Source organism: Peribacillus sp. NPDC076916, assembly GCF_050269675.1.
Taxonomy (GTDB): domain Bacteria; phylum Bacillota; class Bacilli; order Bacillales; family DSM-1321; genus Peribacillus; species Peribacillus aracenensis.
In genome coordinates this window covers 731,608-743,982 of record NZ_JBNNIU010000001.1, presented here as the reverse complement: position 1 = coordinate 743,982, position 12,375 = coordinate 731,608, and the positions used below count along the sequence as shown (strand labels likewise).

General features: G+C 36.5%; 9 protein-coding genes. 8 read left to right on the top strand and 1 reads right to left on the bottom strand.

What is annotated here, in order from left to right; genetic code table 11:
- Window positions 1-94: 94 nt before the first annotated feature.
- From allB to ACQKFG_RS03700, 8 genes are all read left to right on the top strand, one after another.
- Window positions 95-1,477: an allantoinase AllB gene (gene allB / locus ACQKFG_RS03735; protein ID WP_427556329.1), complete on the top strand. Its 1,383-nt coding sequence runs from the start codon at window positions 95-97 to the stop codon at window positions 1,475-1,477.
- 160 nt (window positions 1,478-1,637) lie between these two features.
- Entirely contained in the window at window positions 1,638-2,393 is a 756-nt protein-coding gene (locus ACQKFG_RS03730) for an IclR family transcriptional regulator (protein ID WP_349729124.1), read from the top strand.
- 268 nt (window positions 2,394-2,661) lie between these two features.
- Window positions 2,662-3,486 carry a transketolase gene (locus tag ACQKFG_RS03725; protein ID WP_427556326.1) on the top strand — a complete coding sequence of 275 codons (825 nt, stop codon included), beginning with the start codon at window positions 2,662-2,664 and terminating at the stop codon, window positions 3,484-3,486.
- 1 nt (window position 3,487) lies between these two features.
- Window positions 3,488-4,435 carry a transketolase family protein gene (locus ACQKFG_RS03720; protein WP_427556323.1) on the top strand — a complete coding sequence of 316 codons (948 nt, stop codon included), beginning with the start codon at window positions 3,488-3,490 and terminating at the stop codon, window positions 4,433-4,435.
- Window positions 4,436-4,468: 33 nt separating this feature from the next.
- Entirely contained in the window at window positions 4,469-5,923 is a 1,455-nt protein-coding gene (locus ACQKFG_RS03715) for a four-carbon acid sugar kinase family protein (protein WP_427556320.1), read from the top strand.
- Window positions 5,924-7,681 (top strand): thiamine pyrophosphate-binding protein, encoded by a 1,758-nt coding sequence (locus ACQKFG_RS03710; protein ID WP_427556317.1) that lies wholly within the window; start codon window positions 5,924-5,926, stop codon window positions 7,679-7,681. It abuts the gene before it with no gap.
- Between the two features lie 142 nt (window positions 7,682-7,823).
- Window positions 7,824-8,762, top strand: coding sequence for a sugar phosphate isomerase/epimerase family protein (locus ACQKFG_RS03705; RefSeq protein WP_192203520.1), 939 nt, complete (start codon window positions 7,824-7,826; stop codon window positions 8,760-8,762).
- Window positions 8,763-8,960: 198 nt separating this feature from the next.
- A complete protein-coding gene (locus ACQKFG_RS03700) occupies window positions 8,961-10,211 on the top strand; it encodes an allantoate amidohydrolase (protein WP_427556313.1) in 1,251 nt (416 codons plus the stop codon).
- A gap of 449 nt (window positions 10,212-10,660) precedes the next feature.
- On the opposite strand, the gene ACQKFG_RS03695 is transcribed toward ACQKFG_RS03700, so the two are convergent.
- Window positions 10,661-12,313 (bottom strand): PucR family transcriptional regulator, encoded by a 1,653-nt coding sequence (locus ACQKFG_RS03695; protein WP_427556310.1) that lies wholly within the window; start codon window positions 12,311-12,313, stop codon window positions 10,661-10,663.
- Between the last annotated feature and the right edge of the window lie 62 nt (window positions 12,314-12,375).

Sequence of the window (12,375 nt, the reverse complement as noted above, 5' to 3'; positions counted from 1 at the left end):
AATTATATTGGATTGATGCAATCGGAGGATGAAATAAACAAGGTAGTTGAGTAATGTGAATATACGGAAAATTTTGAAAAAAGGGGTTGGGAGAATGAAGTTTGATTTAATTATAAAGAACGGAAATGTAGTAATTGAACATACAGTAGAACAACTAGATATCGGTATACTTAATGGTAAAATTGCAGAAATTTCAAAAGAAATAGTCGGAGAATCTGCTGAAATTATAGATGCTTCTCATCAATATGTCATGCCCGGGATGATAGATGCCCATGTCCATATTTGCGAGCCAGGAAGAACGGAGTGGGAAGGGTTTGTAACAGGAACTCAAGCACTAGCTGCAGGGGGGACAACTTCATTTGTTGATATGCCATTAAACGCTTTGCCGGCAACGACTACAAAGAGTTCACTGCATTTAAAATTAAAATCTGCAGAAAATAAGGCGTATGTTGATTATGCTTTGTATGGTGGATTAGTTCCTGATAATCTCGAAGATTTAGAGGACCTTTCTAACGAAGGTGTTGTGGCCTTCAAATGTTTTATGGCAACATGTGGTAGTGAGGAAATTGGAGATTTTAAAAATGTTGATGATTTTACTCTATATCAAGGTATGAAAAAACTATCGGAATTGGGGCATATTTTATCTATACATGCTGAGAATGCAGAGCTTACTGATAAACTGGCAATTGAAAAGAAGAAACAAGGGAAGACAACAGCAAGAGATTATGTCGAGTCCCGCCCAATTTTTACTGAGGTTGATGCTGTAAAACGTGCTTTGTTATTAGGTAAAGAGACTGGCTGTAAATTACATTTCGTTCATATTAGTAGTGGAGAGGCTGTTGAAGAAATCCTTAAAGCACGTAAACAAGGCCAAGAGGTTACGATAGAATCGTGTCCTCACTATTTCATGTTAGATACGGAAACCTTTGAAAAGATAGGACCTGTTGCGAAATGCGCTCCGCCGCTTCGTTCTAAAACGGAACAAGATAAATTATGGGAAGCTCTTAAGGAGGGGAAAATTGATATCCTGACATCAGACCATTCCCCATGTCCTCCAGATATGAAGCAGAGCAACACAAATAATATGTTTGATGTGTGGGGAGGGATTAGTGGCTGCCAAAATAATGTTGATTTAATGTTTGACGAGGCTGTTAAGAACCGAGGGGTTTCTGTAAGTGAATTTTCAAAGATGATTGCGACAAAGCCTGCAGAAATATTTAACTTAAGAAATAAAGGAAGCATTAAAGTTTCCTATGACGCTGATATCATTCTCCTTGATCCAAATAAATCGTACACCGTTAAGCCAGAAGGTTTGTATTACCGTCATCAACAAAGCCCTTATGTTGGAAGAAAGATTAACTGTCGAGTGACGAAAACGTTTGTAAGGGGACAACTAGTATTTGATTTTGAGACAGGGATTGTAGGTCAGCCAATCGGGAAGTTTATTTCGGCAAAAAGTAGTTTCGTAAAAGCATAAAATCCTCTAAAGAAGGTTGACCTAAAAGGGCACTTAAGTTGCTCTTGATGGCGTCATACCTTCTTTTTGTTTTATTTTTTGAATGGTATTATGTTTGGGGATTGCTATTGTGGTAAGATAAAGAAAAAGTAATATAGGATTTAATCGGAGGGTAATGCAAATGGTTAAGTCAGTGGATAGGGCGTTAACAATTATTTCATTAGTAAGCAAGCGTAAAGAAGGGATTGGGGTTACTGAGCTTGCCTCCAATCTAGATTTAAATAAAAGCTCTATATTCAGATTATTAAGTACTCTTGTAGATCATGGATTCATCGAACAAAATCCTGAAACTAAAAAATATAGATTAGGCTATAAATATTTAGAATTAAGTTCGATGCTGCTTGAATCTATTGACTTGAGAACTCAAGCTAAACCTTTTCTGGAAGAGTTAGAATCACATATTAATGAAGTGATCCACTTGACCGTATATGATCAAGGAGAGGTAATCTATATTGAAAAACTTGAGGGAAGTGAAACCCTTAGAACACATTCACAAGTAGGAAGACGGGCCCCAATGCATTGTACGGCAGTCGGCAAGGTAATCTTAGCCCACCTGCCATTAAATGAGATCGTAGATATAATTGACAGGCATGGTCTACCAAAGCATACTGAACAAACGATTACAGATAAAGAATCTTTTTTTAAAGAATTGGGGAAAATAAGGAACGAAGGTATTGGTAGAGAAGTTGAAGAAAATGAACAAGGAATCACCTGTATTGCAGCGCCAATTTTTGATAATCGGAAGAAAATTACTGCTGCCGTGAGTATTTCAGGACCAAGCATCCGAATGACTGAAGAAAGATTAACTGAAATTAAACCAATTATAATGGATATTGGTAAAAAGATTTCCAAAAGGCTTGGTTACACAGACAATTAAATAATGTGAAAAAGGAATTGGTATCAAACCAATTCTTTTTTTGTGGCAATTTATTGATTCAAGTTTATCTTCGAAGGGGCACTCTGATCTTTTGTCCTTCGAAGAATCTTCATAAAAAAATTATTGACAAAAATACTTGAAATATTCAAAAAACGGTGATAATATCAAAATAAGAAACATGGTTAGTTAATAAGCAACAAGATGCTTATTTTTTTAATCATTAAATGAAACTGCGTTGCTTATTACAAAACTAAAAGGAGGAGTAATAGTGGATTTTTCTAAAGAGAAAAGCAAATTTTATAATAATCTAACGAAAACAATTCGCCGGCACATAGTTAAGATGACGAACCATGCAGGAAGTGGTCATCCCGGTGGTTCTTTATCAGCAACTGAACTAATGTCCGTGCTATTTTTTGAGCACATGAATGTTGATCCTAACAACCCAGATTGGCAAGACCGAGATTGTTTCTTCCTATCTAAGGGTCATTGTACACCTGTATTTTATTCAGTATTAGCTGAAAAAGGTTTCTTCCCAGTTGAAGAGTTAATGACATTCAGGGATGTTGACGGTAGGTTACATGGACATCCATGTGGAGAGCATATTCCAGGCGTAGACATATCTTCAGGATCACTTGGTCAAGGATTATCAGTAGCTAATGGTGTTGGACTAATTGCAAAACTAGATGGTAGCAATAGAAGATCATATTGCATGATTGGTGATGGGGAATTACAAGAAGGTCAAGTTTGGGAAGCGGCAATGACAACTGCACATTACAATCTTGATAACGTTTGTGCGATTATCGACTGGAACAAAATTCAACTTGATGATTTTGTTGAAAATGTAAAAGGTGTAAAAAATCTTGGTGATAAATTTAGAGCTTTCGGTTGGCACGTTGTTGAAATTGATGGTCATGATATTCATGCAGTTAATGAAGCGTATAAAGAAGCTAAACGCACTAAAGGCAGACCTACTGCAATTCTAGCTCATACGGTTAAAGGCAAGGGAGTTTCATTTATGGAAGATACCCATGATTGGCATGGAATGGCTCCGAATGATGAGCAATTAGAAATCGCTTTAAAGGAGTTGGCTTAAGATGGCAAATCAAGAAGCACCACGTAAAGGTTTTGCTGATGCACTGATTAGACTTGGAGAAAAACATGACAATCTAGTGGTACTTGACGCGGACTGCGCAAAATCGAATATGACAAATCTATATAAATATAGATTTCCAGAACGCTTTTTCAACATCGGTATTTCTGAATGTGATTTAGTAGGTACCGCAGCCGGTATGGCAGTGGCGGGTAAAGTACCATTTGCCAATGCTTATGCAAACTTCCTTACTGGGCGCGCATTTGATCAAATGAGAATTTCAGTATGTTATTCAAATAACAATGTGAAAATTGTCGGTCATAACGCTGGTACATCAGCTGCTCAAGAAGGTGCAACACATTTACCGCTTGAAGATATTTCTTTAATGCGATCACTTCCACGTATGACTGTAATTGTTCCAGCTGATGCGGTTGAAATGGAAAAAGCAGTAGAAGCTGCTTATTACCATGAAGGACCAATTTACCTCCGTGTTGGCAAATTACCAGTACCGATCGTTACCAAAAAAGAAGAACCATTCAAAATAGGTAAAGCAATTAAATACCGTGAAGGATCTGATATTACAATCATCAGTACGGGGATAATGCTTGATGAATCACTAAAAGCCGCAGGTGAATTGGAAAAGCAAGGCGTAAGCGCCGAACTTTTACACATCCATACAATTAAACCTATTGATAAAGAAGCCATTATTGCATCTGCTGCAAAAACAAAACATGTCATCACAGTTGAAGAGCATTCAATTATAGGTGGATTAGGTAGTGCTGTTGCTGAAGTATTATCGGAAAACCAACCAACTAAATTAAGAAGAATCGGTACAAATGACCGTTTTGGGGTTTCTGGAAAAATGGATGAATTACTTGATTTATTTGAATTAAGAGCACACCGTATTATTTCTACTGCAAATGAATTATTAGGGCATAGAGTAACTAGCTAATCACATTTTTAGATAATGAAAGGGGGAGGGTTTTTGTCAAACGCAACCCAATATCTAAGTTTAAAGGATACTTTAGACCTCTTCTCTAAATCGGATGACAGCCTTCGTGCAAAAATCAAAGCTCATTTAATTCAAACAAAACATAAGTTTATCGTTTTAGATGATGATCCAACTGGTGTCCAAACGGTACATGATATTTTTGTCATTACGGACTGGGGAAAAGATTGGATTAAAAAAGGGTTATCTAATGAGAGAAGTGTACTTTATATTTTAACAAACACAAGAAGTTATAATGCAGAAAAAACGGAAAACATCAATAGGGAGATTGTCCAAAACATTGTTGACGTTACTAAGGAAATGGGTATTAATTATTCGATTATCAGTAGAAGTGACTCAACATTAAGAGGGCATTATCCACTTGAAATTAATGTGCTCCAAGATGAATTAGTAAAAACTGCTAATGTACAAATTTCAGGTCATTTAATCATACCGGCTTTTTTTGAAGCACATCGTTACACCTTGGATAATACTCATTATTTAGGGATGGATGGTCAGCTTATCCCAGTAAATGAAACAGAATTTGCGAATGATTCCGTTTTCGGGTTCAATACTGCTAATTTGCCGAAATGGATTGAAGAAAAGACAAATGGAAGCGTAAATTCAGAGTCAGCTTTGATCATTTCACTTGAAGATATTCATGATGGCGGCATTGATAAAGTTTATGAGATTTTACTATCTGCCAACAATAATGCCCCTATTATAGTAAATGCTAAATCTTATTATGATCTGGACATCGTATCATTAGCTGTCCTTAAAGCAATTGATTCTGGCAAGCAATTCTTGTTTAGAACTGCAGCATCTTTTGTAAAATCGATTGCGGGAATTCAGGATCGTCCATATTTATCAGCTAATGAGATTGTTTCAAATGATATAAGCCAAAACAATGGTGGCTTTATTATAGTAGGTTCTCACACGAATAAAACTACGGAACAAATTAAGGAACTAATGAATAAATACCCGATTGAACAAATCGAAATGAATGTTGTGAAAGTTCTGAATAAAGAAACGAGAATTGAAGAGCTAACACGAGTATGTCAATTAGTAGATCAAAATATTTCTTCTAATCGCGATACGCTTGTATATACGAGTAGAGATTTAATTAGTGCGAAAGATAAGGAAGAAAACTTAAAGATTAGTCAAACTGTTTCAAGTTCTTTAGTTAAAGTTATTCGCTCACTAAAAGTAAAGCCGAAATTCATCATTGCAAAAGGCGGTATAACTTCGAGTGATGTGGCAACTGACGGCTTAAAAATAAAATATGCAAAAGTTTTAGGGCAAGCGATCGCCGGTGTTCCAGTATGGTTAACCGGAAGTGAAGCTAAGTTCAAAGATACACCTTATATCGTATTTCCAGGCAACGTTGGGGATAAAGATTCGATTGCTCAAATCTTTGAAAATATAAAAAAGGATCAAAAGGGAGAGATATAAATGGCTAAACAAAAAATGACAGCTGCTGAGTTAATTGCCTTGTATTTAGAAAAAAGAGGAGTGAAACACGTTTATGGTATACCGGGAGCTGCAATTTTACCATTCTATGATGCAGTAAAAGAATTAACTAAAATTGAATCTTATATTGTCCGTCACGAGCAAACTGGTGCTTTCATGGCTGACGGTTATTCAAGAGCAACTGGTGAAGTGGGTGTATGTGCTGCCACATCAGGTCCTGGTGGAACTAACTTCTTAACTGGTCTTTATGGTGCATGGATGGATTCCATACCAATGATAGCAATTACTGGTCAACAAAAAAATAGTCTAATTGGAACCATGCAATTCCAAGAAGCGCCTATCGTTGAAATGGCAAAACCTGTAACAAAAGCTGCTTACCGTTTAACTGACGGCTCGAAAACCGCTGAATTTATTCACGAAGCATGGGTAACAGCAACTACTGGAAGAAAAGGTCCAGTCCTTCTTGATTTACCGATTGACCAACAAAAAGTAGAAATAGAAGTAGACCTAGATGAGCTTATCGCTTCTACTCCAGTCGATAACTTACCACAAGCTTCCGATGCCGATATAGAGAAAACATTAGAATTATTAAAAGACGCTAAAAGACCAGTCTTACTTTCTGGTGGAGGGGTTAACATTGCAAACGCTACTACTGAATTAAAAGCGTTAGCTGAAGAACTGCAAATCCCTGTAGTGACTTCTGGCATGGGGATGGATACATTCCCCAACGATCACCCTTTATTCGCTGGACGTATGGGAACGATGCTTGATACTCCATTCGGTAACAAAACAATTGTTGAAGCTGACTTAGTCATCAACCTTGCCGGACGTTTCGCTGATCGTTCTACTGGTAATGTTTCGGTATTCACACAAAACGGTAAGAAAATTGTCCACGTAAACCTTGATAATAAAGAAATTGGTAAAGTTGTACCAACTAATTTAGGTATCGTTTCTGATGTTAAAACATTCATGGTTAAACTTGCAGAAGCCCATAAAGCACTTGGCGCTCATGTCGCTGCAACTGCCGAAGTAGGTACTAAAGTTAACTTAGCTGAAGAGCGTAAGAAATGGGCACGTAAAACGGATTACACAACACTTCCAATCAGACAAGAGCGTGCATTGCGAGAACTTCGTGAATTCTTGGATCGCGATGCCTTCGTATCACATGACTGTGGTATCAGCCAGATCTGGTCTAGTCAATTATTTGAAACGTATGAACCAAGAACATACTTATTAACTGGCGGTGCGGGTACAATGGGGTGGGGGCTTGGTGCAGCAATGGCAGCGAAACTTGCATTTCCTGAAAGACAAAGTGTAAACATCCTTGGTGATGGAAGCTTAGGGATGTCATTACAAGATATTGCTACAGCTGCAAAACATGATATTCCGGTCATTATTTTCTGTATGAATAACTCATTAATGGGATTAATTCGTCAACAACAAAACTGGTTCTATAATGAACGCCAAATTTCTACAGACTTAATTTACAAAAATGAATTATGTGATAATGAAGAGCGAGGAATCGACTTTGTTAAAACGGCTGAAGGTATGGGTGTTCGTGGTGAGCTTGTTACACATTATGATGATATCAAACCAGCTCTACAACGTGCAGTTGACTCAGGTAAACCATATTTAATAGAAGTTATAGTTGATCCAGATCCTAAGAACGCATGCGAATTCTCTAATAACGGTGCACTTAACGGCTTTAAATACTCTGAAAAAATTGATTATTCTAAATAATCATCACTAATGGAAGTGATTTTTTTGAAGCAATGGGATATGACCTATTGCTTCAAAAAACATATTAGTAATAAAAAGCAGTATTGCCTTTACTTAAATAATGGGTTCATTAAAGGAGGGAAGCCGAAAAATCGGCGAAACGATGTCAGCAAATCTTCATAATTCTATGAAAGTCGGAATTGTTCACTTTATGGCTTATCCGGAAACAATGGGTGGAGATGGCCCAGCTGTTGAAACAATTAAGAAAATTGTACAAGATGATTTTTTCTCTGGAATTGAAATTACATCCATTAACAATCCTGAAGAACGTAAAGAGGCTGCTCAAATTTTACAATCTGGTGGAATGAATGTAGGATTTGGTGCACAACCGATTCTATTAAGAAACAAAGGAAACCTTAATTCTTTTGATGAAGCTGAGCGTAGAAGGGCTATCGATTTAGTAAAAGGCGGAATTGACCAAGCTTACGAAGTAAATGCTGCTAAACTTGGCTTCTTAAGTGGGGCTAAACCAGATACTCAACAAGATGTTGCCTTACAATTACTAACGAATTCTATCAAAGAATTATGCGATTATGCAAAATCTAAAGGTGATTTAGTACTCTCACTTGAAACATTTGATGATGAGACTGATAAGAAATGTCTAATCGGTTCGAACAAACTTGCTGTTGAAGTTGCAAAAGAAGTTCGTAAAGTAGATCCCACTTTCGGTTTAATGCTTGATTTAAGTCATTTACCAATGCAACGTGAAACGTCTCATGATGCATTAACGGTTGCTCGTGATTATATTAACCATGCCCATATCGGAAATTGCTATATTAAAGATACTTCTGATCCTGCTTACGGCGATCAGCATCCGCGTTTCGGATATCCAGGAAGTGAAGTTGATGTTTCTGAATTAGCGGAGTATTTACGATCCCTATTAGAAATCGGTTACATCGGTGAAGGCATAAAGAATATAGTCGCTTTTGAAGTAAAACCTGTCGGTACAGAATCATCAGATATTGTAATTGCACAGTCAAAACGTACTCTCGTTGATGCATGGTCATTATTACATTCAAAAAAAGGGCGTTTAGTTAGTTAGCCTATATATATGTACGATATGTATTAAACGGTGACAAGTGCTTTAGCTTGTCGCCGTTTAATCTAACTTTTAATTAGCTTATCATGCAGAATTCCTATTGAGCAACGACTAAATGTGTTAATATGACTTTGCATTAAGTAACTGGATTTAAATAACAAAAAATTTTCTTAGAGATTAAATTGGCAGGGAAGTGATCGATTGGTTAAACTTCAGAAGGATGTTGACGCTATAAGAATCAACACTAGAACCGAAGAACTTGCTGCTTGTTCATCTACATCTGTTGGTGTCACTAGACTACCTTTCACAGTGGAAAGTTTAAAAGCAGAAAGTCTAGTTGAAGAGTGGATGAAAGCAGCTGGGATGACGGTAAGAAAAGATGCTCTTAATAATATAATCGGACGTTATGAAGGGAAAGATCCTACAGCTCCAGTTTTAATGATTGGTTCACATTTAGATAGCGTGATTGAAGCAGGTAAATATGATGGTATTCTAGGTGTTATAACTGGAATCGAAGTTGTTCAAACTCTTAAGGATAATGGCATTATATTATACAATCCAATCGAAGTGGTAGGTTTTTGTGATGAGGAAGGAGTAAGGTTTCACTCAACTTTCCTCGGTAGTAAAGCGATTGCAGGAACTTTTACTGCTGAAGATTTAGAAAGGGCAGATGAACAAGGAATAACAATTGCTGAAGCGTTAAAAGGAATTGGTATTGCTGACCCATATGCTTATAAAAAGGCTAGTCGTACTCCAGAAGAACTTCTCGCTTATTTGGAACTTCATATCGAACAGGGGCCTGTGCTTGAGAAGGAGAATGAACCTGTCGGAATAGTTCGTGGGATTGCTGGTGCTACAAGATTTTATTTTGAAATTATCGGGAAATCTGGACATGCAGGGACAGTTCCTGTTGCCCTTAGACAAGATGCACTTTTAGGAGCTAGTGATCTCATTTCCTACATTGAGAACATCGCTGTCCAAAATGAACCATTAGTAGCGACAATTGGTAAACTTACTGTAAGCCCGGGTGCTAGTAATGTAATACCTGGCCTTGTAACAGGGACGCTGGATATCCGTGATTTAAATGTGGATCGTAAGAAAAAAGCCATTGATGCCATATTAACTGAAAGTGAAAGAGTAGCAAAAGCTAGAGGACTCCAAATTCATTTTGAACAGGTCATGGAAGCCGATCCTGTATACTGTGATGAACAATTGATTAAAGTAATCGAGGAGTCCATTAGCGAACTGGATGGTAGTGCTATCAGTCTTGTAAGCGGTGCTGGCCACGATGCAATGGCTATGGCGGATATAACGAATGTTGCAATGATTTTCGTTCGTTGTAAAGATGGTCTTAGTCATCATCCTGATGAATTCGTTACTGTAGAAGATATGGGTGCAGGAGCTAGAGTCCTTTACTCTACAGTAATTAAAATAGCCACAAAACAATATTGAGGGACAAATAAGGTTTTATAGAGAATATAAGACTCCTTCAAAAAAACTCGTGATCCGACTGTATCGGATCACGAGTTTTTTCAAAATGAATACATTTCAATCAGTACCTCTTGAACAAATCAGTCAACTGTTATTAGAAGCATTTTCTATAATATTGAATGCTTCGAAAAGGCCATTCGATAAGAAATATATTTAAGGTAGAGATCCTTCAAGCGATAAAACAGTCATAGGTATCAACACAGATCCGATGGTTACAAAAGGAGTTCTGGATGGACTCTTTATCATGTTAATAAAAAAGCCACTGAAATTCCTGGATTCCTCCATAATCCAAGGATTCTGTAGTGTCACTTCAGAAAAAGAAGCCGAGTTTTACTCTTCATATTGATCTCTGTCTGCGTGGGCAGTTAACTTCAGTCAATACCTGCTTAAGTAGTAATTACAACTACTTATTAATCATTGTTATCTCTGAAAATTGAACCCATGAGTAAAGCTATACGTAAATGAAGTGAGTTTTTTGAATCATGAACGGAATAATTCAAAATGTCCTCACATTTGGCAATTCGGTATTTAACGGTATTACGGTGAACAAACAGTTTCCTGGATGTAATCGCAAGTTCACAATTATTATCCAAATATACCGATAAGGTATTAATTAAGTCTTTTTCATCTTTATTTTTCGGATAGGATAGAGAACGTAAAGTATTTTCATAAAATTTTTTTAAATCTTTTTCGGGAATTAACCGAATCAGTTCGATTAATTGCTTGGTCTCGTAAAAGTTTATAAATTTATTTTGAAACAGTTCAGACCCATGTGTCCATGCTTCCACTGCCTCTTCGTATGTAAGGTGGATATAGGTAAGGTCATTAGAAAAGTTACCAACTCCAAACGACAACGAAATTTTTAGCTTTGAATAAGCCTCATTCTGGAATTCCTTCAGCCTTTCTTCTATTATGCTTTTAATCGAATCATTAATATTCAGAGGAGATTGCATCAAAATAACAAAATAACCATCTTTCATAAAAACGATGTTGTTAGTATCTATCTTTAAAAATGATTTATGTAAAAATTTATATAAATAGTCGTATGATCTATTCATTATTTCTGCACTTTTTTGTAAAGCGTTTTGTTTATCATAATCAATCTTACATACAATGCATGCGTATTTCATATTGTCGATTAAGCCATGCTGTTTTCCCCTATGAATAATTTCTTGTTTGTTGGAAATCTTTCCATCAACAAGGGAAGCAAAAAAGTTATTTTCTAACAAACGACTGTTTTCTCTAATTGCCTCGTTTTTAAGCAGCGTAAATGAAATGACTGTTGATGCTTGCTCTATAGCTAATTGGGAAGATGGGAATGAAAGCTTCTCAGGGTGAAGAATTATTAGTAAGTATGGATAGGGACGCATAGTTTTCACCCGAAACATTTTTATAGAAATGTCAGTATTTTGGATGTCGATTGTGAGCTGGTTTTTTTCTAGGTATGTTTCTATATCACTTTTAATGTGTTCCTGAACATTTTTCATAACGATTTTCATATTTCCTGTACTAAAATGATGAGAAAAGGATGTCACATCACCAATAGGATCAAGTAGGAGAACAGGACATTTTAATAGGGAGCCAAGATTTTCAATTAAAGAATTCAGGCTGTAGCCTTTTATCATCATATTGGTAAATTCCTTGTGAATATGCATCGCATAAAATAACTCTTCGATTTGGTTATCCCATATAAAGCTTAATAATTGATGAGCAACCGCACCTAATGTTAATGTCTCTGGAATTTGAATAATGGGAAATTCTAATGAGTCAGCTAATTCGATTACATCCGGCGGTATCTTATCAATGAACCTTTTAAGTTTAATGGCGATCCCTGCACATGGAAGTTCATTAATTTGGGAAATGAGATTGCATAATGCATGAGGGTCGTCTTTAAAAGCGTATCCTGTTGTCAATAATAGGGAGTTTTCAGCTAAAAAATTGATGGCATCGGGTGTTTCTGAAATCTCAATGGATTCTACTTTCCTTTTAAGTCCGGCATGTCCAGCAATAATTTTGGCTTCTCGAAACACATCAACGATAAATAAATCTTCTACCTTTTTCATCATACACCTTCTAATTCTACATTTTTGTCAGTTTTTATTTCTAGAAAGGGAAGCAAACGAAT